This is a genomic window from Pseudomonas sp. BF-R-24 (assembly GCF_019947335.1).
GTDB classification, from domain to species: Bacteria; Pseudomonadota; Gammaproteobacteria; order Pseudomonadales; family Pseudomonadaceae; genus Aquipseudomonas; species Aquipseudomonas jessenii.
The window spans coordinates 289,397-313,746 of the sequence record NZ_JAGYGG010000001.1; the positions used below are offsets into that span (position 1 = coordinate 289,397).

General features: G+C 58.9%; 21 protein-coding genes. 11 read left to right on the forward strand and 10 right to left on the reverse strand.

All coding sequences use genetic code 11. The annotated features are described in order from the left end of the window. The 6 genes from KGA98_RS01450 to dksA all read right to left on the reverse strand — a co-directional run bounded on the left by KGA98_RS01450 (position 1) and on the right by dksA (position 8,419). On the reverse strand, positions 1-1,401 hold the full coding sequence (locus KGA98_RS01450; protein WP_056728631.1) for a polynucleotide adenylyltransferase PcnB: 1,401 nt from the start codon (positions 1,399-1,401) through the stop codon (positions 1-3). Between the two features lie 803 nt (positions 1,402-2,204). Continuing rightward, positions 2,205-3,638 (reverse strand): sigma-54-dependent transcriptional regulator, encoded by a 1,434-nt coding sequence (locus KGA98_RS01455; RefSeq protein ID WP_057713275.1) that lies wholly within the window; start codon positions 3,636-3,638, stop codon positions 2,205-2,207. 22 nt (positions 3,639-3,660) lie between these two features. Continuing rightward, entirely contained in the window at positions 3,661-6,615 is a 2,955-nt protein-coding gene (locus KGA98_RS01460) for a sensor histidine kinase (RefSeq protein ID WP_167362842.1), read from the reverse strand. Then, on the reverse strand, positions 6,599-6,775 hold the full coding sequence (locus KGA98_RS01465) for a hypothetical protein (protein ID WP_003176118.1): 177 nt from the start codon (positions 6,773-6,775) through the stop codon (positions 6,599-6,601). Before KGA98_RS01465 ends, KGA98_RS01460 begins: the two co-directional genes overlap by 17 nt. Positions 6,776-6,852: 77 nt before the next feature. Further along, positions 6,853-7,749, reverse strand: coding sequence for a tRNA glutamyl-Q(34) synthetase GluQRS (gene gluQRS / locus KGA98_RS01470; RefSeq protein ID WP_223500471.1), 897 nt, complete (start codon positions 7,747-7,749; stop codon positions 6,853-6,855). A 229-nt stretch (positions 7,750-7,978) separates the two neighbouring features. Then, positions 7,979-8,419, reverse strand: a complete 441-nt coding sequence (dksA, locus tag KGA98_RS01475; protein WP_008053890.1) for an RNA polymerase-binding protein DksA — start codon at positions 8,417-8,419, stop codon at positions 7,979-7,981. 335 nt (positions 8,420-8,754) lie between these two features. Between dksA and KGA98_RS01480 the strand changes: the two genes are divergently transcribed. After that, on the forward strand, positions 8,755-9,927 hold the full coding sequence (locus KGA98_RS01480; RefSeq protein WP_223500473.1) for a pyridoxal phosphate-dependent aminotransferase: 1,173 nt from the start codon (positions 8,755-8,757) through the stop codon (positions 9,925-9,927). Beyond that, positions 9,927-10,640, forward strand: coding sequence for a DNA/RNA nuclease SfsA (gene sfsA, locus KGA98_RS01485; protein WP_150813455.1), 714 nt, complete (start codon positions 9,927-9,929; stop codon positions 10,638-10,640). Before KGA98_RS01480 ends, sfsA begins: the two co-directional genes overlap by 1 nt. On the opposite strand, the gene KGA98_RS01490 is transcribed toward sfsA, so the two are convergent. From KGA98_RS01490 to KGA98_RS01505, 4 genes are all read right to left on the reverse strand, one after another. Then, on the reverse strand, positions 10,637-10,954 hold the full coding sequence (locus tag KGA98_RS01490) for a Rieske (2Fe-2S) protein (RefSeq protein ID WP_223500474.1): 318 nt from the start codon (positions 10,952-10,954) through the stop codon (positions 10,637-10,639). The two genes, sfsA and KGA98_RS01490, sit on opposite strands and share 4 nt — an antisense overlap. A gap of 481 nt (positions 10,955-11,435) precedes the next feature. Next, positions 11,436-11,708: a TfoX/Sxy family protein gene (locus KGA98_RS01495; RefSeq protein ID WP_057713281.1), complete on the reverse strand. Its 273-nt coding sequence runs from the start codon at positions 11,706-11,708 to the stop codon at positions 11,436-11,438. A 249-nt stretch (positions 11,709-11,957) separates the two neighbouring features. After that, on the reverse strand, positions 11,958-12,302 hold the full coding sequence (locus KGA98_RS01500; protein ID WP_223500479.1) for a pentapeptide repeat-containing protein: 345 nt from the start codon (positions 12,300-12,302) through the stop codon (positions 11,958-11,960). Positions 12,303-12,393: 91 nt separating this feature from the next. After that, entirely contained in the window at positions 12,394-13,950 is a 1,557-nt protein-coding gene (locus tag KGA98_RS01505; protein ID WP_223500482.1) for an AAA family ATPase, read from the reverse strand. A gap of 116 nt (positions 13,951-14,066) precedes the next feature. On the opposite strand from KGA98_RS01505, the gene mrcB reads away from it, so the two are divergent. From mrcB to msrQ, 9 genes are all read left to right on the forward strand, one after another. Continuing rightward, the gene (mrcB, locus tag KGA98_RS01510; protein ID WP_223500484.1) at positions 14,067-16,385 is read left to right on the forward strand and encodes a penicillin-binding protein 1B; all 2,319 of its coding nucleotides are present in this window, start codon (positions 14,067-14,069) and stop codon (positions 16,383-16,385) included. A 16-nt stretch (positions 16,386-16,401) separates the two neighbouring features. Beyond that, positions 16,402-17,139: a tetratricopeptide repeat protein gene (locus KGA98_RS01515; protein ID WP_223500485.1), complete on the forward strand. Its 738-nt coding sequence runs from the start codon at positions 16,402-16,404 to the stop codon at positions 17,137-17,139. Further along, positions 17,139-17,474: a YqcC family protein gene (locus KGA98_RS01520; RefSeq protein WP_090451421.1), complete on the forward strand. Its 336-nt coding sequence runs from the start codon at positions 17,139-17,141 to the stop codon at positions 17,472-17,474. Before KGA98_RS01515 ends, KGA98_RS01520 begins: the two co-directional genes overlap by 1 nt. A 483-nt stretch (positions 17,475-17,957) precedes the next feature. Next, the gene (locus tag KGA98_RS01525) at positions 17,958-19,682 is read left to right on the forward strand and encodes an acetolactate synthase 3 large subunit (RefSeq protein ID WP_057716561.1); all 1,725 of its coding nucleotides are present in this window, start codon (positions 17,958-17,960) and stop codon (positions 19,680-19,682) included. Positions 19,683-19,684: 2 nt separating this feature from the next. Then, positions 19,685-20,176 carry an acetolactate synthase small subunit gene (gene ilvN, locus KGA98_RS01530; RefSeq protein ID WP_003205610.1) on the forward strand — a complete coding sequence of 164 codons (492 nt, stop codon included), beginning with the start codon at positions 19,685-19,687 and terminating at the stop codon, positions 20,174-20,176. A 45-nt stretch (positions 20,177-20,221) separates the two neighbouring features. Continuing rightward, positions 20,222-21,238, forward strand: coding sequence for a ketol-acid reductoisomerase (ilvC, locus tag KGA98_RS01535; protein WP_003228216.1), 1,017 nt, complete (start codon positions 20,222-20,224; stop codon positions 21,236-21,238). A 143-nt stretch (positions 21,239-21,381) separates the two neighbouring features. Beyond that, positions 21,382-22,236, forward strand: coding sequence for a CDP-diacylglycerol--serine O-phosphatidyltransferase (gene pssA, locus KGA98_RS01540; protein ID WP_223500487.1), 855 nt, complete (start codon positions 21,382-21,384; stop codon positions 22,234-22,236). A 58-nt stretch (positions 22,237-22,294) separates the two neighbouring features. Then, positions 22,295-23,308: a protein-methionine-sulfoxide reductase catalytic subunit MsrP gene (gene msrP, locus KGA98_RS01545; protein WP_223500491.1), complete on the forward strand. Its 1,014-nt coding sequence runs from the start codon at positions 22,295-22,297 to the stop codon at positions 23,306-23,308. Continuing rightward, positions 23,308-23,928, forward strand: a complete 621-nt coding sequence (gene msrQ, locus KGA98_RS01550; RefSeq protein ID WP_102672222.1) for a protein-methionine-sulfoxide reductase heme-binding subunit MsrQ — start codon at positions 23,308-23,310, stop codon at positions 23,926-23,928. Before msrP ends, msrQ begins: the two co-directional genes overlap by 1 nt. The last annotated feature ends 422 nt before the right edge of the window (positions 23,929-24,350 follow it).

Here is a 24,350-nt window from a genome sequence, read left to right on the forward strand (position 1 = left end):
TTACTCGCCCGTGGTGCTCGAAGCGCCGGCAGCGCGTTTGCGCTTGGAGCCACCGCTGCGGCGACGCTTGCGCGGGGCGCCGGTGCCTTCGTCCTTGCCGCTGAGGTCGCGAATCATGTCGCGACGCTCGCTTTCGTTGGCGTCCTGATAGTCCGTCCACCATTCGCCCAGGCCATCGGTCTGCTCGCCGGCGCTTTCGCGCAGCAGCAGGAAGTCGTAGCCGGCGCGGAAGCGCGGATTGTCCAGCAACAGATCGGCACGCTTGCCGCTGCGGCGGGGCAGGCGTTCCTGCATGTCCCAGATTTCGCGGATCGGCATGGTGAAGCGTTTCGGAATCGCAATGCGCTGGCACTGCTCGGCAATGAGCTCGTGCGCCGCTTCCTGCATCGCCGGAATCGGCGGCATGCCACGCTCCTGCAGGCGCAGGACGCGGGCCGGCAGGGCAGGCCAGAGCAGGGCTGCAAACAGGAACGCCGGGGTTACCGGTTTGTTCTGCTTGATCCGCAGGTCGGTATTGATCAGTGCTTCGCTGATCAGGGTGTGGGTGTACGTCGGGTTGTATTCCAGTGCTTCGGCGCTGGCCGGGAACAGTGGATCGAACAACTGCAGGTCGACCAGCATTTCAAACGTGTCGGCGGCATGGCCGGAGAGGAACAGCTTGAGCACCTCTTCGAACAGACGAGCCGACGGGATCTCGCGCAGCATCGGCGCCAGGCCGCGGATCGGCAGGGCGCTGTGTTTTTCGATGCCGAAGTTCAGCTTGGCGGCGAAACGCACGGCCCTCAGCATCCGTACCGGGTCTTCCTGGTAGCGTTGCGTCGGATCGCCGATCAGGCGGATCAGGTGATTGCGGATGTCGTGTACGCCGTTGGCGTAGTCGAGGATGCGTTCGCTGACCGGATCGTAATACAAGGCATTGATGGTGAAGTCGCGACGTTGCGCGTCCTCTTCCAGGGTGCCGTAAACGTTATCGCGCAAGATGCGCCCGCTTTCGTTGCGCGAAGACTGGTTGCTGTCTTCCTCGTCTTCGTTTTGCGGGTGATTGGCGCGAAAGGTCGCGACTTCGATGATTTCGCGGCCGAAGTGGATGTGCACCAGTTTGAACCGGCGCCCGATGATTCGCGCGTTACGGAATTCGGCCCGTACCTGCTCGGGTGTGGCGCTGGTGGCAACGTCGAAATCTTTCGGGGTGATACCCAGCAGCATGTCGCGCACGCAACCGCCAACCAGATAAGCCTGATAACCGGCGTTCTGCAGGCGTTCAACGATATTCACCGCGTAACGGCTGAATTGCGCCTTCTGCAGCGAGTGTTGGCCGCTGTTGAGCACTTCAGGCGTGCTGCGAATGTGTTGCGTAGGACGCTTGGGAGAACGGAATGACTGGAACAGCTTCTTCAGCATGGGATGCACTGTTTGAAGGAATATTCGGCCATAACAGAAGAATGACCGCATGATGGGCGGGGATTCTAGCATTTAGTCGGGGGATGGTGTAGGACACTGTGGGAGCGAGCTTGCTCGCGATGGTGTGAACGATGACGCGGAAAACCGGATGCCCAGTGCTGCCTGTGGTTTTTTCGCGAGCAAGCTCGCTCCTACAGGTACAGGTACAGGAAGCGGGTATGGGGGGGAATCGCGGAAACCACAAGGGGAGCCGAAGCTCCCCAAGAAGTAGTTGCATGCTCTATTTTTATTTTTGGTTTCGGGCTTCTTGTTTTTGTTGAGTGCCCTCGTCATGAAGCTTTCCTTCATGACCCTCCCAGTCGGGAGCCAAGAGCAAACGGATTGCTTTGGTCGCTGAATTGCAGTGATCTTTCGATCCAACCAGTACAGGCTCTGTCTTAAGACAGTTTTTTGTTGTTCTCGGCCTGGTCGTGGGGCAAGCCCCAAATACAACGCCTCTCCAAAAGAATCAGTTAGCTGCGCCTCTCGCCGTCTTGTTTTTATTGTGCGTGAGTCGATTCGTCTTATTTTTATTGTCTTGTGCATTGCTTGTTATTGTTCTTGTACCAAACATATAGCAGGGTGCGTGCCAACTTTTGCGAAACCCAATAAAACAAGGGGTTAGGTCGGTCGGCAGGCATTTCGAGGGCCAAAAAAAGCCGGGGCTTCGTTACCGTAAGCCCCGGCTTCTGTTACGTGAAAAAACTGAGGTAACAGTTTTTTCACCAAAGTCATGTGTTACCCGCACATGAGACAGGTACGGTTCAGCTTTCGCTGGTCACCCCGGTCTTGCGACGTGGGATTCCCAGGCGCTGACGGCGCTCCCACAGGCATTTGCGACTGACCCCGAGCTTGCGGGCCAGCTCGGTTTCGGTCATGTGGTCCTGATGTTCGAGGACGAAATGCTGGAAGTAGTCTTCCAGGGAGAGATCTTCGGTCGGTTCGTGGTTGCTGTTACTGGCGTTGCCCTGTTGTGGCGCCAGGCCAATGAATTCGTCGTCTTCCAGGTCACCCAGTTCGATGTCGATACCCAGCAGCTCGGCGGAGATTTCCGGGCTTTCGCACAGGATAACGGCGCGCTCGACGGCGTTTTCCAGTTCACGAACGTTGCCCGGCCAGGAGTAGTGACGAATGGCTTGCTCGGCATCCGCGGCGAATTTCAGGTCGGTGCGGTTGATCCGCGCACTTTGCCGCGCCAGGAACGCATTGGCGATTTCGTTGACGTCCGCACCGCGTTCGCGCAGGGCTGGCAGCTTCAGCGCGATAACGTGGAGGCGGTAATACAAGTCTTCACGGAACTGGCCGATTTTCGCCAGGCTCTTGAGGTCGCGGTGAGTCGCGGCGATCAGGCGCACGTCGACTTTTTGCGACTGCACCGAGCCCACGCGACGAATCTCGCCTTCCTGCAATACGCGCAGCAGGCGAGCCTGGGCTTCCAGTGGCAGTTCGCCGATTTCGTCGAGGAACAAGGTGCCGCCGTCCGCCGCTTCCACCAGGCCGGCGCGCCCGGCGCTGGCGCCGGTGAATGCGCCTTTTTCGTGGCCGAACAGTTCGGACTCGATCAGGCTTTCCGGAATGGCCGCGCAGTTCACCGAAATCATCGGCGCCTTGGCACGTTTGGACAGGTTGTGCAGGGCGCGCGCCACCAGTTCCTTACCAGTACCCGATTCGCCCTGGATCAGAACGTTGGAGTCGGTCGGTGCCACTTTGCGGATCTTGCCGTACAGGTCCTGCATCGGTGGGCACGAGCCGATAATGCCGATCTCACCGTTGCTGTTGTCGGTACCGGATTTCGCCGCACCGTTGGCGGCTTTGCCGGCAACCGCTTCACCGCCGGCTTGTACCGTTTGTCGGTCACGCAGGATTCGTGCGGCCGCTTGCAGCATTTCGTCATGGTCGAATGGCTTGGCAATGTAGTCCACCGCGCCCATTTTCATCGAGTCGACCGCCGAGCGCAGGCTGGCATAGCTGGTCATGATCAGCACCGGCGTGCCCTGGGCGAGCTTGATCAACTCCGTGCCAGGCGCGCCCGGCAGGCGCAGGTCACTGATGATCAGGTCGAACGAGGGAATGGTGAAGCGTTCTTGTGCTTCCTGCACTGATCCGGCTTCGCTGACCTGGTACTGGTTACGTTCCAGCAGGCGGCGCAAGGCGGAGCGGATAATGGTTTCGTCTTCGACGATCAAAATGTGCGGCATTGATTCGATACTCTCGACGGTCTCAGTTCACAGCGGACGTCGCTTCGACATGACGCGGCAAGGTAACCCTGATTCGGGTACCGCGTTGGCTTTGAACATCAGCCGGGCTGTCGATGGTGATTTGTCCATAATGCTCTTCAACGATGGAATAGACCAGTGCAAGGCCCAGACCGGTGCCTTCGCCAGGGTCCTTGGTGGTGAAGAAAGGTTCGAACAATCGGTCCATGATGCTCGACGGAATACCGCTGCCTTCGTCCTCCACGATCAGATCGACCGTGTGTTCGCCGGCTTCGCTCTTGACCCGTACCGCACTGCCGGGAGGCGAGGCGTCACGGGCGTTTGAAAGCAGGTTGATCAATACCTGGGCCAACCGTTGCGGGTCGCCTTCGACCCAGTGTTCGGGGTCGCACAGGTTGTAGAACTGCACTTCGAAATTGCGTCGGTTCAGTGCCAGCAGGCCGATGGCATCCTGAGCCACTTCGGCCAGACAGACGGGCTCGTCGTTGTGCTGATGGCTGCCGGCATGGGCAAAGCTCATCAACGACTGGACGATGCGCGACACGCGTTTGGTCTGCTCGAGGATCTGGCCGCTGATTTCCTTCAGCTCGCCGTCTTCTTCACGTTCTTCGCGCAGGTTTTGCGCCAGGCACGCGATACCGGTGATCGGGTTGCCGATTTCATGGGCCACGCCGGCCGCCAGTCGACCGATGCTGGCCAGGCGCTCGGAGTGCACCAGTTTGTCCTCGAGCATCTGGGTTTCGGTCAAGTCTTCCACCAGCAACACCAGGCCACTGTTGCCCGGCGCGAGGGGTTCGTCGATCGCCGCTTTGTGCAGGTTCAACCAGCGTGTCTGGCCGTCGAGGGCCAGGTGCTGTTTGTGCAAATGCTCGTCTGGCAGATTGATGAAGCCTTGCAGCAGGTCTTTCCATGGGTCGGCAATGGTACTCAGGCGCGAACCGACCACGCGCTGCGCGGCGATGCCGGTGAGTTCCTCCATGGCCTTGTTCCACATGAGGATCTCCTGATCCTTGGCCAGTGAGCAAACGCCCATCGGCAATTCCTGAAGGGTCTGGCGGTGATAGCGGCGCAGGGCATCGAGCTCGGCGGCCAGGCCGGTCAGGCGCGAGTGGTAATCCTCGAGGCGGCTTTCGATGAAGTGAATGTCTTCGGTGACGTAGTTTTCGCCGCCAGCCTTGTACGGCAGGAACGTCTCGACCATGTCCTGGGCCACGCTCGGGCCCATCAGGCCGGAGAGATTGGCTTCGATGCGGTCACGCAAGCGACGCAGGGCATAGGGGCGGCGCTCGTCGAAAGGCAGATAGAGGTCGCGCAGTGCCTGTTCCACTTCTTTCTGCGCCGCTTTTGCACCCAGTGGCTTGGCCAGTTGCGTGGCGAACTCCTGGGGCGAGGCGGCGTGCAGTTCCCGACGTTGCGGGCGGCGAACGTTATCCACAGCGCAGGCTTCGGCAGCGCTGGCCTCTTCGGTGCTGGCGTTGGTGAACAGCGAGATCAGCGTGAACATCAGCACGTTGGCCGCCAGCGAGGCAATTGCCGCCATGTGCCAGCTGGTGTCGTCCAGCACGTAGATCATGTTCAGCAGTGGAATGTAGAAGCCTTGCAGGTTGCCAACCAGCGGTAACAGCATGGTCACCAGCCACACCAGGATCCCCGCCAGCAAGCCGGCGATGAAGCCGCGACGGTTGGCGGTCGGCCAATACAGGACCGAGAGCACGCCCGGCAGGAACTGCAACGTGGCGACGAAAGCGACAATGCCGAGGTTGGCCAGGTCCTGCTCGGCTCCGAGCATCAGGTAGAAACCGTAGCCGGCCATGATGATCGCGACGATCAGCGCCCGGCGAGTCCACTTCAGCCAGCGGTAGATGTTGCCTTCGGCCGGTGGTTGATACAGCGGCAGGACCAGGTGGTTCAAGGCCATCCCGGACAGTGCCAGCGTGGTGACGATGATCAGGCCACTGGCGGCGGACAGCCCGCCGACATAGGCCAGCAACGCCAAAGCCTTGCTGTTGGCGGCGATGCCGATTCCCAGGGTGAAGTATTCCGGGTTGGTGGTGGCGCCGAGCTTCAGGCCGGCCCAGAGAATCAGCGGCACCGCCAGGCTCATCAGCAACAGGAACAACGGCAGGCCCCAGCTCGCGCTGACCAGCGAGCGCGGGTTGAGGTTCTCGGTAAAGGTCATGTGATACATGTGCGGCATCACGATCGCCGAGGCGAAGAACACCAGCAGCAGCGTACGCCACGGGCCTTCCTGCAACGGCGTGTGCAGGGCGGCGAGCGCGGTCTGGTTTTGCAGCAGCCACAGTTCAAGCTGTTGCGGGCCGTCGAACACGCCGTAAAGCGCATACAGCCCGACACCGCCGAGGGCGATCAGCTTGATCACCGACTCGAAGGCAATCGCGAATACCAGGCCTTCATGCTTTTCGCGGGTGGCGATGTGACGGGAGCCGAAGAAAATCGTGAACAGCGTAATCAGTGCGCAGAAGCTCAGGGCCACGCGATGCTGTACCGGCTCTCGGGTGAGGATGCTGATGGAGTCGGCGACCGCCTGAATTTGCAAGGCCAGCAGCGGCAGTACGCCGACCAGCATGAAAATCGTGGTCAGCGCACCGGCCCAGGTACTGCGGAAGCGGAAGGCGAACAGGTCCGCCAGCGACGACAGTTGATAGGTGCGGGTGATCTTCAGGATCGGGTAGAGCAGCACCGGCGCCAGCAGGAATGCCCCGGAAACGCCCAGGTAGCTGGACAGAAAACCGTAGCCGTATTGATAGGCCAGGCCCACGGTGCCGTAAAACGCCCAGGCACTGGCGTAGACGCCCAGTGACAGGGTGTAGGTCAGCGGGTGGCGAATGATCGCCCGGGGAATCATGCCCCGTTCGCTGATCCAGGCCACACCGAACAGCACCGCCAGGTATGCGGCGCTGATCAGGATCATCTGGGTCAGGCTAAAGCTCATCGGCATCTTTTTGGCTCTGCAGGATGAAGGTCACGACGATCAGAATCAGCCAGAGCAGATAAGGGCGATACCAGGCGCCAGTGGCGTCGATCCACCAATCCATGATGGCCGGGGAAAACAGGTAAATCCCCACTACCAAAAGCAGGACCAAGCGATAGATGTACATCCCGGCCTCTCTTTTTTATGCGCGTGCCCGAAAACGTGCGGCGATGGTAACGGATGGGTGCGCCACTGCAAGTGCGATCACAATAGCTGTGCCTCGGGCAGGCTCAGTGTGCGCGGGATCAGCGAGGCATCCCAGTGGGCAATGCCCCAATTCAGCACTTCCCGTGGCGTGGCGTACGTCAGTTCGGTTCCCGGGTTCTGTCCCAGCGCCCGTAGCGCCCGCAGCAGCAGGGGCGTTGCCTGATCCTCGGTCAGCGGCGGCGAACGGTAGGATTTACCGAGCTTGTTGCCATCAGGCTGGGTAATCAGCGGGATATGCAGATAACGCGGTTGAGGCAGGACGAGCAGTTCTTGCAGGTAGAGCTGGCGGGGCGTGGAGTCCAGCAAGTCGGCACCGCGAACGATATCGGTGATGCCCTGCCAGGCGTCGTCCAGGACCACCGCCAATTGATAAGCGTAGAGCCCGTCGCGGCGGCGGATCACGAAATCGCCGACTTCCCGCCCCAGATGCTGTCGGTATTGGCCCTGCACCCGGTCAATGAAATGGTATTCCAGTTCCGGTACGCGCAGGCGGATGGCCGCATCGTCAGTGCCGTGGCCGGCATTGCGGCACAAGCCCGGATAAATTCCGTGATACGGCTCCAGCTGTTTGCGCGAGCAGGTACAGGCGTAGGCCAGGCCTTGATTGAACAGGCGATTGAGCACCTCGGCGTAGGCATCGTGCCGCTCGCTTTGGCGAACCAGGCCGCCATCCCACTCAAAGCCATAGCTTTCCAGTGCCTTGAGTATGGCCGCCTGGGCGCCGGGTTCCTCGCGGGGTGGATCGAGGTCTTCCATGCGCATCAGCCAGCGTCCACCCACCGAGCGCGCGTCAAGGTAGGAGGCCAGCGCGGCGACCAGTGAACCAAAATGCAGGTGGCCGCTGGGCGTCGGGGCGAAACGCCCGATGTAGGTGGGGGAAGTGGTGGCGGTCATCAGGGCAAGGCTACTTATTCCAGGCTGTCGTCAGATTCCTGCAGGAGCGAGCTTGCTCGCGATTGCCGTCAACGATAACGCCGGGAGCCTGGTACCCCGCGGCGTTCTCAGGTTCATCGCGAGCAAGCTCGCTCCTACAGTGATGGCGATTTTAATCGCAACGGGCATCAGCGAATTTTGGAAACAAAAACGGAGCGTTCGCACGCTCCGTTCTTCGTTCAAGTCGCAATTATTTGCCGACTTGCTTTTCCTTGATTTCCGCCAGGGTCTTGCAGTCGATGCACAGGTCGGCGGTAGGGCGCGCCTCGAGGCGCTTGACGCCAATCTCGATGCCGCAGGACTCACACCAGCCGTACTCTTCGTCTTCGATCAACTGAAGTGTCTTGTCGATCTTCTTGATCAACTTGCGTTCACGATCGCGGGCACGCAGTTCGAGGGCGAATTCCTCTTCCTGGCTGGCACGGTCTGCCGGATCAGGGAAGTTGGCCGCTTCGTCCTTCATGTGGTCCACGGTCTTGTCGACACCTTCCATCAGCTCTTTCTTCCACTGATTCAGGACCTTGGTGAAGTGCTTGCGCATGGGCTCGCCCATGTACTCTTCGCCGGTTTTCTGAACATAGGGCTCGAAGCCGCTGATCGTCTGGTTTTGCTGCTTTGCTTGGGTGGACATGAAATAGACCGCCTCTACTCTTGTAATCCATCTGCGCAGGATTGCTCCATCACCGACACCTGCCGGCCCCGCGGCTGCAAGCGGGCGAACTTACCAGATCAACTCGGGCCGCGCTACTCCCGGATGTCGAGCTCGCGGCACAGGGTGCTTGCCAATGATGACAAACCGTTGTCTGGTGGCTCTGAATCCCTGCTCAATTATTGATTTTAGTCAAACCTTGCGTAAGCGCTTGAGTCGTTTGTGGTCGGGGTTGTAAGGCCTCTGACCGCTTTAGGTTCTCGCTCGTTCCTGCGCTTGGGTAGAATCGGTTTTTTTCCCCTGTTGAAGGAAGGCCAATGGCTCAGCCCTACAGTGCCCGCAGTCGCGCGATCGAACCTTTCCATGTCATGGCGCTGTTGGCGCGGGCCAATGAATTGCAGGCAGCGGGCCATGATGTAATCCATCTGGAAATCGGCGAGCCGGACTTCACCACCGCCGAGCCGATCATCCAGGCCGGCCAGGCTGCGCTGGCGGCAGGGCGGACCCGTTATACCGCCGCACGCGGTATTCCGGAGCTGCGCGAGGCCATTTCGGGCTTTTATCAGCAGCGTTATGGTTTGAACATCGACCCACGGCGCATCCTCATCACACCGGGCGGGTCCGGCGCGTTGCTGCTGGCCAGCGCTTTGCTGGTAGACCCTGGTAAACACTGGCTGCTGGCGGACCCTGGTTACCCGTGTAACCGGCATTTCCTGCGACTGGTGGAAGGCGCGGCACAACTGGTGCCGGTCGGTCCAGATGTGCGTTATCAATTGACGCCTGGCCTGATCGAGCGTCATTGGGACCACGACAGTGTTGGCGCATTGGTGGCGTCGCCTGCCAATCCGACCGGCACGATCCTGACCCGCGACGAGCTGGCGAAGCTGTCTGTCGCGATCAAGGAGCGCCACGGTCATCTGGTGGTCGACGAGATTTATCACGGCCTGACCTACGGCACCGATGCGGCCAGCGTGCTGGAAGTCGACGACAGCGCATTCGTTCTGAACAGTTTTTCGAAATACTTCGGGATGACCGGTTGGCGGCTCGGATGGCTGGTGGCCCCCGACGCGGCCGTCGGTGAGCTGGAAAAGCTCGCCCAGAACCTCTACATCAGTGCTCCAAGCATGGCGCAGTACGCTGCGTTGGCCTGTTTCGAGCCGGCAACCATCAGCATTCTCGAAGAGCGTCGCGCCGAATTTGGCCGGCGTCGGGATTACCTGCTACCGGCCTTGCGTGAACTGGGCTTCGGTATTGCCGTGGAGCCGGAAGGGGCTTTCTATTTGTACGCCGATATCAGCAAGTTCGGCGGCGATGCCTTCGCGTTCTGTAAACATTTTCTTGAAACCGAACATGTGGCATTTACCCCGGGACTGGATTTCGGGCGTTATCAGGCCGGGCATCATGTGCGGTTCGCCTATACGCAAAATCTCGAGCGTTTGCAGGAGGCGGTCGAGCGCATTGCCCGTGGGTTGCGGAGCTGGCAAGGCTGATGCGTTTTCATCCTCCCCTCGAAGAAGGGCGCCTGATCCGACGTTACAAGCGATTTCTCGCCGATATCGAAACCGTTGGCGGCGAATTGCTCACCATTCACTGCCCGAACACTGGCTCGATGCTCAATTGTCAGGTCGAAGGCGGGCAGGTCTGGTTCAGTCGCTCCAACGACCCGAAACGCAAGTTGCCTGGCACCTGGGAGGTCGGTGAAACCCCGCAAGGGCGGCTGTTTTGCGTGAATACCGCCCGAGCCAATGGTTTGATCGAAGAAGCGCTACGGGCGGGCGTCATCACCGAACTGAACGGTTTTACCGGGCTCAAGCGTGAAGTGGCTTATGGTCAGGAAAACAGTCGTATCGATTTCCGCCTTGATTACCCCGAAGGGCCGGCCTACGTCGAAGTCAAAAGCGTGACCCTGGGCTTCGACGGTACGGCGGTGGCGGCGTTTCCCGATGCGGTCACCCAGCGTGGCGCCAAGCATTTGCGGGAGCTGGCCCACCTGGCCAGGGACGGTATTCGCGCGGTGCAGTTGTACTGTGTTTGCCTGACCGACATCGAGGCCGTGCGCCCGGCGCAGGAAATCGATGCCGCTTATGCGCAAGCCTTGCGTGAGGCTATTGCCTGTGGTGTCGAGGTGTTGGCTTACGGTGTGCGGTTGAGCCACGAAGAAATGCTGGTCGACCGGCGTCTGGACGTGTTGCCGGGTGGCTAAAGGCTGATCCAGATCCCTTGTTCATCCTCGCGGCAGGCCACGCTGGTCAAGGCTTGCCCTGCGCAAGGGCCGGCAACGCATTCACCGTCTTCGATCAGGAACAGTGCGCCATGGGTGGCGCACTGAATCAGGCTGTTGCTGGGGTCGAGAAACTGGTCGGGATGCCACTCCAGGGCAACGCCCCGGTGCGGGCAGCGATTGATGTAGACGTAAACCTGTCCGCTGCGGCGCACTGCAAAAAACTTTTGGTCATCGATGTCGAACCCGCGGCTGCTGTCATTGACCAACTCGGCGCCTGCGCAAAGCAACTTCATGTCTATCCTCGGTCCCGCAACTCGTGACCGGATATGTCCGAGCTGGGCGGTTAAGTGCTATCAAATGGCGGTCTTGCCCGCCGGGGACAAGTGCCTGTCGTCGAGGATACTTGGCCTGATCATTCGATGCCCGGGAAACCTTCAAAGAAAGCTGTTTATGCGCCTGACCACCTGCGTCGTCGTGATCTGCCTGGAGCATCCATCGCGGCATCCTGTCAGTACTTTTCCACAGGCAAAAAAAGACCCGGCAAGAGCCGGGTCAAATAACCGTGATTAGCCTGATGAGGAGATAATCCGAGAGTCCGAACCAAGGGCTTTTCAGAATATCGACCAGTCTCGCGACCAGTTGTGATAATCATATCGATTCTCATTACCAAGTCAACCGCTGTTTTTCGATTTCCTTGCGATTTGCCGGATTTGTGTCTGCAGGCCCCGCAATCATTGGGTTCCAGGTTGCAAAACTTCAGAAATAGTTGTCGGATCAATTCTTGTTGCGTGTAGAGATGGCTTCCAGTTGTTTGTTCAGGGCTTCCTTGCGCTCGGCAGGAATATCATTCCAGTGAACGTCCATCAGGGCGCCTTCAATTGCGTACAACAACACCTTGGACGCCCGAAAACCGCGCGTGCGCACGGCCCGATAAGCATCCACCGCCCCGAGGCGACGCAAGTCCGAAGCGCTATGGATGCCCACGGCATGCAGCCATTGCGCTGACGTCTTGCCAAGATTCTTCAGGTGTTGCAGTTCATCATTCATCAAGCCTCCTTGCGATGGCCGAATGGAGAGCGTGGGCAATCTTCTGAGGAGTGTAGCCATCAGTAGGAAAAGCGTGATTGTTTGCTCGTTTACGACGCAAATGCTTCTAAGAAACGAGCATTGGCAGTGCATGAACAAGTCTATGAGCGCAGTGGAGAGAGAGGCGGGGAAGAATCTGGAAACAAAGGGCGAACATCCCCACCGTCCAGCGCAACGAGAGGTGCCGGACGTGTCAGTCAGCGACGATGATCAGCGGGTGCGATAGCGCAATCGCGTGCCGAAGTTCATCGACATCAGGATTTCGTCGGCACTGAGTTCCACTGGAAAGTACGTACCGGAGATCTGCGCGTGGGCCAGGCTCGCGCCCTCCAGGTTCGCGTTGCGAAAATCGATGCCACGCAAGTCGGCGGAACGGAAGTAGGCGTCGCTGAAATCCACGCCGTCGGCATTCAGTTCGCGCAGGTCCAGCCCCCGGAAATCTCCACCCACCATGTCGATGGGGGCATCCTTGGGGCGTTCACTGTTGAAGCCTTTGATGTCGTCTTTGTGCAGCAGGGCATATAGCGGTGTGTCGAGAAGTTTCGGCTGGCTCATGTCGCATCACCTGATGTTTTTATGACGCCAGTATAGTGCCACTATTTGACAGTCGTGAAGCCAGCGAGGGCCTCACGACTGAAATAGTTACTTACAGCCCTGGCAGGCGCTGGCGAATTTGCTCCACAACGGTATCGAGCGTCCCGCTTTCATTGGTCTGGACGCGTTTGCTGCAGAGGATTTCCGCGGGTGTCAGCGCTTCACGGCTGTCTTGCTGGGCGGCGATAACAGCCAGGGTGGCGTCGGACGGGTCTTTCTTGTCTGCCTGGCGCATGGCCAGCCAGCTTTCGATCACGGCCTGTGGCGCATTGCAGTCGAGGATCAGGAAGGGTGCACCCGTGGCCTCGGCCACCTTCGCTGCATTGTCACGCTGATCACGCTTGAGGTAAGTGGCGTCGACCACCACCGGGAAACCCGCACGCAGAATGACGTCGGCGATTTCGTGGAGGCGGGCATAGGTCGCCGCGCTGGCGTCGGCGCTATAGATGCCGGCCTGCACGTCATTCTCAACGGTTTGCTCGCCGAACAGGCGCTTGCGCTCGACATCGGAACGCAGGCGAATCGCGCCCAGGGCTTCGACCAGGCGCATGGCGACATGGCTCTTGCCGACAGCGGAAACACCATGGGTAATGGCCATGAAGCGTGAAGGAATGGTGCTATAGCTTTCGGCCAGGTTGGCGTAGTTGCGGTATTGGCGCAGGGTCGTGGCGCGCTGCACCGCAGTGGCGTCGGCCGGCATGCTGAACAGGGCAACCTTGGCGCGAACCAGTGCGCGGTAGGCTTTATAGAAGTTCAGCAGTTCGAGACCGCGATAGTCGCCGGTCAGCTCCAGGTACTGGCTGATGAAGCGACGCGCCAGGCACTTCAGGCCGCGATCTTCCAGGTCCATCGCCAGGAAACCGGTGTCGGCATAAACGTCGGTAAAGCGAAACGGTTCGTTGAATTCGATGCAGTCGAAGATCACGACCTTGCCGTCGATCACGGTTGCATTGCCCAGATGGATATCACCGTGGCATTCACGAATGAAACCTTCGGCCTTGCGCTGGGCGAGCAGCGGTTTGAGGCGCTCGAAGCTGCTTTCGGCCCAGGCTTGCAGGGCGTCGAGTTGCAACAGGTCGGCTTTGTCGCTGAGGAACGGACGGATCTGTTCGAAGTTCTGCCGCACCGGCGCCATGACGCTGTCCGGGGTGCCGGCTTCGTGCCCGGCCGGCACTTTCGGCGCGCTGAGGTGGAAGCGGGCGATTTGCTCGGCCATCTCGTCGATTTGCGCGGTGGTCAGTTCGCCATTGGCTTGCAGGGTGCTGAGCAAGCCGTTTTGCGGGAACTGACGCATCTTCAGTACATATTCGATGGCTGGGCCTTCACCGCCCAGTTGCGGAGCCTCGGCGCTGCCGGTGACGGGCAGCACTTCGAGGTACAAATCGTCGGTCAGGCGTTGGTTCAGGCGCAGTTCTTCAGCGCAAAAGTGTCCGCGAGCCTCAAGGCTGGTGAAGTCGAGAAAACCGAAATTGACCGGCTTCTTCACTTTATAGGCATAGGGGCCGGTAAGCAGTACCCAGGAAATATGGGTCTCGATGACCTGGAATCCCTCTACTGGATGCGGGTAGAGGGCAGGGTTTTGCAGGGCAGCGATCAGGGACTGGCTCACAGGCGATCCTTCAGAGTCTGGGAAAATCAAGGCCGTCATTATGGCCGCAAGTCCGCTTGACGCAAACCTCGGAGCGCTCCTGTTGAGGATGAATAAAGTGCGTATAATCCGCCGCCATGACTCGTACTCGAACTCCCCGTACCCCGAAAAAACCACCCTCCAGGGGCCTGCGCCCGTGGTTGGGCTGGGCCATTAAACTCAGTCTGGTCGCCCTTGTGGTGCTGGCCGGATTCGCCGTTTACCTTGATGCGATCGTCCAGGAGAAGTTTTCCGGCAAGCGCTGGACCATCCCGGCCAAGGTTTACGCGCGCCCGCTCGAGCTGTTCGTCGGACAGAAGCTGAGCCGGGATGATTTCCTGACCGAGCTCGATGCCTTGGGTTATCGCCGAGAAAGCGTGGCCAACGGTCCGGGGGCGGCGTCGGTCAACGGCAATACCGTTGATCTGAATACCCGCGGCTTCCAGTTCTATGAAGGCATGGAGCAGGCGCAACCGGTGCGGGTGCGTTTCTCCGGCGATTACGTGGCCGAGTTGGCGGGGGCTAAAGGCTCGAAGCTGTCGGTGGTGCGCCTGGAGCCGCTGCTGATTGGCGGCCTGTACCCGAAAAACCTCGAAGACCGGATTCTGATCAAGATCGATCAGGTGCCACCGTACTTGCTTGAAACGCTGGTGGCGGTCGAGGATCGCGATTTTTATCATCACTTTGGTGTTTCGCCGAAGTCGATCGCCCGTGCCATCTGGGTCAACGGTTCGTCCGGGCGCATGCGTCAGGGCGGCAGTACCCTGACGCAGCAGTTGGTCAAGAACTTCTACCTGACCAACGAGCGCAGCCTGAGCCGCAAACTCACCGAAGCGATGATGGCGCTGCTGCTTGAACTTCACTACGACAAGCGCGAAATCCTTGAGGCTTACCTCAACGAAGTGTTTGTCGGGCAGGACGGTCAGCGTGCGGTGCACGGTTTCGGTCTGGCCAGCCAGTTCTTCTTCAGCCAGCCGCTGGCCGAGCTCAAGCTGCATCAGGTCGCGCTGCTGGTGGGCATGGTCAAGGGGCCTTCTTCCTATAATCCCCGTCGTAATCCGGAACGTGCCCTCGAGCGGCGCAACCTGGTACTCGATGTGTTGCAAGAGCAGGGCGTTGCGACCGCCGAGCAGGTGGAGGCGGCGAAGAAAATGCCGCTGGGCGTGACCAAGCGCGGCAGTCTGGCGGACAGCTCGTTCCCCGGCTTCCTCGATCTGGTCAAGCGTCAGTTGCGTGAAGACTATCGCGACGAAGACTTGACCGAAGAAGGGCTACGCATCTTCACCAGTTTCGACCCGATCCTGCAGATGAAGGCTGAGGCCTCGGTCAACGACACCTTCAAGCGTCTGGCAGGACGCAAGGGGTCCGATGACGTCGAAGCGGCTATGGTCGTGACCAACCCGGAGACCGGGGAAGTGCAGGCCATGATTGGCAGTCGTCAGGCCAGTTTTGCCGGGTTCAACCGGGCGCTGGATGCTGTACGGCCGATCGGCTCGCTGATCAAGCCGGCTGTTTATCTGACCGCACTGGAGAAACCGAGCCAGTACACATTGACCAGTTGGCTGTCGGACGAGTCCTTCTCGGTCAAAGGCGCGGATGGTCAGGTCTGGAAGCCGCAAAACTACGATCGTCGCTCCCACGGCACCGTCTTCCTCTATCAAGGCCTGGCGCATTCCTACAACCTGTCGACCGCGCGTCTTGGTTTGGCGGTCGGTGTGCCGAACGTATTGAAGACGGTGGCGCGCCTGGGTGTGACGCGTGAATTCCCGGCCTTCCCGTCGATGTTGCTCGGGGCCGGCGGTATGACGCCAATTGAAGTGGCGACCATGTACCAGACCCTCGCCAACGGCGGCTTCAATACGCCGATGCGCGGGATTCGTAGCGTGCTGACTGCCGAGGGCGAGCCACTCAAGCGTTATCCGTTCCAGATTCAGCAGCGTTTTGATCCGGCCTCCATTTACCTGATCCAGAGCGCCATGCAGCGGGTGATGCGTGAGGGTACCGGCAGCTCGGTTTATAACGCGTTGCCAAGGACCCTGACCCTGGCGGGCAAGACCGGTACCAGTAACGATTCGCGAGACAGTTGGTTTGCCGGTTTCAGCCAGGACTTGCTGGCGGTGGTCTGGCTGGGTCGCGACGACAACGGCAAGACGCCATTCACCGGCGCCACCGGGGCCTTGCAGGTCTGGACCAGTTTTATGCGCAAGGCCGACCCGTTGCCGCTGGACATGCCGCAGCCGGACAATATCGTTCAGTCCTGGGTGGACTCGCGAACCGGGCAAGGTTCTGACGCCGGTTGCCCGGGTGCCGTGCAGATGCCGTATATTCGCGGCAGCGAACCGCCTCCCGGTGCCGCTTGCGGTGGTGAAAACCCTGCTGAGTCGGTGATGGACTGGGTCAAGGGCTGGATGAATTAAGCAAAGAGGGTTTCAAGTGAACAAGTGGTTGATTCCAGCGGTTGCCGCCGTAGCTTTGCTCAGCGGTTGCTCTAGCGTACAACGTGGCTCGATTCCGGTCGTGGATTCCGGCACCGCCGTGTCCAACAGTGAGCGGATCTCGGCCAATGGCGGTTTCCGCCAGACGACCGTCAAGCGCCCTGCGCAGGGTCAGTCGCAGACCCAGGCGATTCCGCAAGGTGACAGCGGCGTTGTGGTGATGGTGCCAGGCGCGGCAACGACTTCGACGCCGATCAGCACCACGCCGATTACCCCGGGTCCGATCACGCCGGGGCCGATTGACACGTCGCCGGTCCAATCGGCGCCGATCAATCCGGGCAGCTACAGCATGCCGTCGTCGCCAAGCGGGATTCCATCGGCCAGTTCGGGCGGGCTTTCTGCCGACGAGCAACTGGACGGCCCGGTATTGGCTTTGCTGACCACCGCTCAACAGCAACAGGCGAGCGGTGATCTCAATGGTGCCTCCTCCAGCCTCGAACGCGCCCAGCGCGTTGCTCCGCGTGAGCCGCAGGTGCTTTACCGTCTGGCCCAGGTACGCATGGCTCAGGGCGATGCGGCCCAAGCCGAGCAGTTCGCTCGCCGTGGGCTGACCTTTGCCAATGGCCGTCCAGCCCTGCAGGCCAACTTGTGGGAGCTGATTGCCCAGGGGCGTGAAAAGCAGGGTGACTCCCAGGGCGCGGCATTGGCTCGACAGAAGGCCAAGGTAACGCTGTGATGGATGTGCGCTTTCTGAAAATCGCCGATCAACTGTTGTTGATCGAGCGCGAGTTGCGGGTGCAAGGGTGGTGGGATGAAGTCCCGCCCTCTGCCGAAGCGCTTTCCAGTGTCGAGCCGTTTTCGGTCGACACACTGGATTTCGAGCAATGGCTGCAATGGATCTTCCTGCCACGCATGAAGATGATCCTCGAGCAGGATTTGCCGCTACCCAATGCTTCGGGCATTCAGGAAATGGCTGAAATGGTCTTTGCCGGGCGCAATGTCCAGGGTAGGGATCGGCAGTTACAGGTGCTGCTCAAAGAATTCGATCAACTGATCACCGCGTCTCGCTGAGCCAGAAGCTGCCAGTGTCCGCTGGCAGTTGTTCACAATATCTCTCTATTTTGTCGGCCGTTTCAGGGTAAGTGCATTCGCGTGCCAATTTTTTGCCAAAAGTTGCGCAATCAAAGCTAACACGGGGTGGATTTACGGGTTTTTTCTTGCGTTCTCATGTGCTTAGTAGAATAAAGCACATAGACGACTTGACTTGCGAAGGCCGAAACAGAAGAATCCAAAGTCCGCTGTACAGGGACTGCCAGAAGCAGACCCTCTCAGCAGATCATGAGGCGCATATCCGCGTCGACCTGTTACACCCGCAACGCGTTACCTCGCGCTGGGTGGGAAAGCCCCGCAACACTTGGGACGATCCCAATACTTGCTCAGTCAGTGCTGACGTAGTCGGCGACCACCGTCGCTCATGCTCTGCCGAGAAGTAAACCTATTAAGACCCGTCCCATTTTTCGTGGGCGGTATTCTGGCGTTTTAGAGGTGAGCAACGTGGAGCTTTTATCTGGCGGTGAGATGCTCGTCCGCTTCTTGCGTGACGAAGGCGTCAAATATATCTACGGGTACCCGGGTGGTGCTCTTCTTCATGTCTACGATGCCCTGTTCAAAGAACCGGAAGTGACCCACATCCTGGTTCGTCACGAGCAAGCGGCTACCCATATGGCTGACGGCTACGCCCGTGCCACCGGTAAAGCCGGCGTGGTACTGGTGACTTCCGGTCCTGGCGCAACAAACGCCATCACCGGTATCGCCACCGCCTACATGGACTCCATTCCGATGGTGATCATTTCCGGCCAGGTGCCTAGCACCATGGTTGGCACCGATGCGTTCCAGGAAACCGACATGATCGGTATCTCCCGGCCGATCGTGAAGCACAGCTTCATGATCAAGCACGCGTCGGAAATCCCGGAAGTCATGAAGAAGGCGTTCTACCTGGCGCAATCCGGTCGTCCTGGCCCGGTCGTTGTCGATATCCCGAAAGACATGACCAACCCGGCCGAGAAGTTCGAATACGTCTTCCCGAAAAAAGCCAAGCTGCGTTCCTACAGCCCGGCTGTTCGCGGTCACTCCGGTCAAATCCGCAAGGCGGCAGAAATGCTCCTGGCGGCCAAGCGTCCTGTGTTGTACTCGGGCGGCGGCGTGATCCTGGGCGGTGGTTCCGCACCACTGACCGAACTGGCGAAGATGCTCAACCTGCCAGTGACCAATACCCTGATGGGCCTCGGTGGCTACCCTGGCACCGACCGTCAGTTCATCGGCATGCTCGGCATGCACGGCAGCTACACGGCCAACCTGGCGATGCACCATGCTGACGTGATCCTCGCTGTCGGCGCACGTTTCGACGACCGTGTCATCAACGGCGCGTCGAAGTTCTGCCCGAACGCCAAGATCATTCACATCGACATCGACCCGGCTTCGATCTCCAAGACCATCAAGGCCGACGTGCCTATCGTGGGGCCGGTTGAGAGTGTCCTGACCGAAATGGTCGCGATCCTCAAGGAAATCGGCGAGACCCCGAACAAGGAGTCCGTTGCCAGCTGGTGGAAGCAGGTTGACGAGTGGCGCGGTGATCGCGGCCTGTTCCCGTATGACAAGGGCGACGGCAGCAAGATCAAGCCTCAGACCGTGATCGAAACCCTGTGCGAAGTGACCAATGGCGATGCCTTTGTGACCTCCGACGTGGGTCAGCACCAGATGTTTGCTGCGCAGTACTACAAGTTCAACAAGCCGAACCGCTGGATCAACTCCGGTGGCCTGGGCACCATGGGCTTCGGTTTCCCGGCGGCCATGGGCATTCAGTTGAGCTATCCGGATGCCGACGTCGCCTGTGTGACGGGCGAAGGCAGTATCCAGATGAACATCCAGGAACTGTCCACCTGTCTGCAATACGGTTTGCCGGTAAAAATCGTCATTCTGAACAACGGCGTTCTGGGTATGGTTCGTCAGTGGCAGGACATGAGCTATGGCAGCCGTCACTCGCACTCCTACATGGAGTCGTTGCCTGACTTCGTCAAGCTGGCTGAAGCCTATGGTCACGTTGGCGTGCGCATCACTGAATCGAAAGATTTGAAGTCGAAGATGGAAGAAGCGTTCGCCATGAAAGATCGCCTGGTGGTGATCGATATTTCGGTCGATACCAGCGAGCACGTCTACCCGATGCAGATCAAAGACGGCTCCATGCGCGATATGTGGCTGAGCAAGACGGAGCGTACCTAATCATGCGGCACATTATTTCCTTGCTTCTGGAAAACGAACCCGGTGCTCTGTCTCGTGTGGTTGGCCTGTTCTCGCAGCGCAACTACAACATCGAAAGCCTGACTGTGGCACCAACCGAAGACCCGACCCTGTCGCGTCTGACGCTGACCACGGTCGGTCACGATGAAATCATCGAGCAGATCACCAAGAACCTGAACAAGCTGATCGAAGTGGTAAAACTGGTCGACCTGTCGGAGAGTGCTCACATCGAGCGCGAACTGATGCTGGTCAAGGTCAAGGCCACCGGCGCCCAGCGCGCCGAGATCAAGCGCACTACCGATATTTACCGTGGACAGATCGTCGATGTCAGCGCCAGCGTGTATACCGTTCAACTGACCGGTACCAGCGACAAGCTCGACAGCTTCATTCAGTCCATTGGCACCGCCTCGATTCTGGAGACCGTCCGTAGTGGCGTGACCGGCATTGCCCGCGGCGACAAAGTACTCAGCATCTAAACCAAATTAGCGAACGGCCTGAACGGCCTGATATAGGGGAAATTCATGAAAGTTTTCTACGATAAAGACTGCGACCTGTCGATCATCCAGGGCAAGAAAGTTGCCATCATCGGTTACGGTTCCCAGGGCCACGCTCAAGCGTGCAACCTGAAAGACTCCGGCGTTGACGTGACTGTCGGCCTGCGTAAAGGTTCGGCTACCGTTGCCAAGGCTGAAGCCCACGGCCTGAAAGTGACCGACGTTGCTTCTGCTGTTGCAGCTGCCGACCTGGTCATGATCCTGACCCCGGACGAATTCCAGTCCTCCCTGTACAAGAACGAAATCGAGCCGAACATCAAGAAAGGCGCAACCCTGGCCTTCTCCCACGGCTTCGCGATCCACTACAACCAGGTTGTGCCGCGCGCTGACCTCGACGTGATCATGATCGCGCCGAAGGCTCCAGGCCACACCGTACGTTCCGAGTTCGTGAAGGGCGGCGGTATCCCTGACCTGATCGCTATCTACCAGGACGCCTCGGGCAACGCCAAGAACGTCGCCCTGTCCTACGCTGCCGGCGTTGGCGGCGGTCGTACCGGCATCATCGAAACCACCTTCAAGGACGAGACTGAAACCGACCTGTTCGGCGAACAAGCCGTTCTGTGCGGCGGTACCGTTGAGCTGGTCAAGGCCGGTTTCGAAACTCTGGTTGAAGCTGGCTACGCGCCGGAAATGGCCTACTTCGAGTGCCTGCACGAACTGAAGCTGATCGTTGACCTCATGTACGAAGGCGGTATCGCCAACATGAACTACTCGATCTCCAACAACGCCGAATACGGCGAGTACGTGACCGGCCCTGAAGTCATCAACGCCGAATCCCGTCAGGCCATGCGCAACGCCCTGAAACGTATTCAGGACGGCGAATACGCCAAGATGTTCATCAGCGAAGGCGCTACCGGCTATCCTTCGATGACCGCCAAACGTCGTAACAACGCCGCTCACGGTATCGAAATCATCGGTGAGCAACTGCGCTCCATGATGCCGTGGATCGGTGCCAACAAGATCGTCGACAAAGCTAAAAACTAAGTCACGCGCTTGTACGAAAAACGCGGCTTAGGCCGCGTTTTTTCGTTTGGGGGGCCGGTTCTGGTATAAAGCTGCATCGTTTGCGGCCGAACCGTCGTCCCAGACACCTGTCCAAACTTTCCACCCGTTGCAAGGTAATGTCCATGAGCGAACGCCCCGAAGAGCCAAACCAGGCTTCCGACGCCGAAAGCCTGCTGCCCATCGATGAGCATGTCGAGGAAGGGCATGACGCCGAAGGTCGTAAAGTCCGGCATCGTGGTATCTATCTTCTGCCGAATCTGTTCACCACTGCGAATCTGTTCGCAGGGTTCTATTCCATCATCAACTCAATGAGCGCCCAGGCGGCCTTGAGTGCCGGTGACTCGACCAATGCGAGCAAATATTTCGCGTTCGCGGCCATAGCGATCTTCGTCGCAATGGTGCTCGATGGTCTTGATGGGCGCGTGGCCCGCATGACCAATACCCAGAGCGCCTTCGGTGCCGAGTACGACTCGCTGTCGGACATGGTTGCCTTTGGTGTTGCCCCGGCATTGCTGGCCTTCGGTTGGGCCTTGGGTGACATGGGCAAGGTTGGCTGGATGGTCGCCTTCATCTATGTGGCGGGCGCGGCCTTGCGCCTTGCGCGCTTCAACACCCAGGTCGGTACGGCGGACAAGCGCTACTTCATCGGTCTGGCCAGTCCTGCCGCTGCGGGTGTGGTTGCAGGTATCGTCTGGGCGTTCAGTGACTACGGCATTCAGGGTTCCAAGATGTCCTTCCTGGTTGCGCTGATGGTTGCGGCGGCCGGCATGCTGATGGTCAGCAACATCAAGTACAACAGCTTCAAGGAACTGGACCTGAAGGGGCGAGTGCCTTTCGTGGCGATTCTCGCCGTGGTGCTGGTGTTCGCAGTGGTGTTCAGTGACCCTCCGCGCATCCTGCTGCTGGTGTTTCTCGCCTATGCAGCCTCCGGCCCGGTTCAATATCTGTTACGTCTTCGCCGTAACAAGAGCGCGTAATTTCCCTCATACTCCGCAGTCTATGGGTGCATCTGTCCTCCAAAGCTGCGGAGTAACCATGCTGATCAAAGTCCCCGGAACGTCCGACTGCCACGAGTCGGACGTCACGCCTGAATCCCTCTATCTTTCTCGACGCAAAGTGCTCGGCGCCACGGTTGCGGGGTTCGCTCTGGGCAGCCTGCCGCAATGGGCCCGCGCTGGCGATGCTGTGCGTTATCCGGATGTCGAGCCCGGCAAGGCGCCTTCCTGGTTCAGCGAAAAACTTCCGGCTACCCAGTGGGGAGCGATCAGCGTCAAGGATGAGGCGATCACGCCGTTCAAGGATGCGACCCACTACAACAACTTCTACGAGTTCGGCACAGACAAAGGTGATCCGGCCGCCAATGCCGGCACGCTGAAGACGGAACCGTGGTCGGTAGTGGTGGACGGGGAGGTGGGAAAGCCTGGGCGGTATGCGCTGGAGGACCTCATGAAGCCGTATCGGTTGGAGGAGCGAATCTACCGGCTGCGTTGCGTGGAAGCCTGGTCGATGGTCATTCCCTGGATCGGTTTTCCGCTCTCGGCCTTGCTCAAGGAAGTCGAGCCGACCTCGAAAGCCAGATTCATCCGCTTCGAAACCTTGCAGGATCCCAAAAGCATGCCGGGGCAGCGCTCCGGTTTTGCCTTGATCGACTGGCCCTATGTGGAAGGGTTGCGACTGGATGAGGCCATGAATCCATTGGCGATTCTCGCAGTGGGGATGTACGGGCGTGAATTGCCTAATCAAAACGGCGCGCCGTTGCGTTTGGTGGTGCCTTGGAAATATGGCTTCAAGAGCATCAAGTCAATCGTGCGCATCAGTCTGGTCAGCGAGCAGCCGAAAACCACCTGGCAGAGTATCGCTGCGGATGAATATGGCTTTTATGCGAACGTGAATCCCACCGTTGATCATCCTCGCTGGACTCAGGCGCGTGAACGACGCCTGCCCAGTGGCTTGTTCAAGCCCAATGTGCGCGACACGCAAATGTTCAACGGCTATTCAGAGGAAGTCTCCTCTCTATATACGGGGCTCGACCTGAGGAAGAATTACTGATGCGCTATCCGTTTTGGCGTATCGGTGTCTTTGTCGTGGTGCTGGTGTGGCCGCTGCTGTGGCTGTACCAGGCCTGGGAGGATGTCCTTGGGCCGGATCCGGGCAAGGTGCTGGTCGATCGATTGGGTTTGGGGGCGCTTGTTCTGCTGCTTGTAACCTTGAGCATGGCGCCTTTGCAGAGACTCACCGGTTGGGCGGGGTGGAATGCCGTGCGGCGACAGTTGGGATTGTGGTGCTTTGCCTATGTGCTGCTCCACCTCGGTAGCTACTGCGCATTCATTCTTGGTTTTGACTGGTCGCAGTTGGGTGTCGAGTTGCGCAAGCGGCCTTACATTATTGTCGGGGCGTTGGGTTTTCTTGGTTTGCTGGCATTGGCGGTGACTTCCAATCGATACAGTCAGCGACGATTGGGCGCCCGCTGGAAGAAGTTGCATCGCCTGGCTTATGCCATTCTCGGGCTTGGATTACTGCATATGCTCTGGATTGTGCGCGCCGACCTGAAAGAGTGGGTGATCTATGCATCTATAGGTGCATTGCTGTTAATGCTGCGGCTACCGCCTGTGGCTCGTCGAATCCCGCGTCTAATGGCTAAAAAGGCCTCTTCTGCCAAAAAGGCGTAAATAGTGGTTGACGGCAGATTCCAGGTGTCTATAATTCGCCCCACTTCCGGCGCAGTCGAAACGGAAAACTCCTTGGTAAACAAAGAGTTACGCAGTTTTCGGCAGCAGGTTGCTTCAGTTCATCGAAGCCGAAAGGGAGTTGAAAAAGAGGTGTTGACAGCAGCGTGTAACGCTGTAGAATTCGCCTCCCGCTGATGAGAGATCTGAAGCGCAAGTGGTTGAAGTTGAAAAGGAAACTTGGAAAACTTCTGAAAATAATCACTTGACAGCAAATGAGGCTGCTGTAGAATGCGCGCCTCGGTTGAGATGAAAGCTCTTAACCAATCGCTCTTTAACAACTGAATCAAGCAATTCGTGTGGGTGCTTGTGGAGTCAGACTGCTAGTCAACAGATTATCAGCATCACAAGTTACTCCGCGAGAA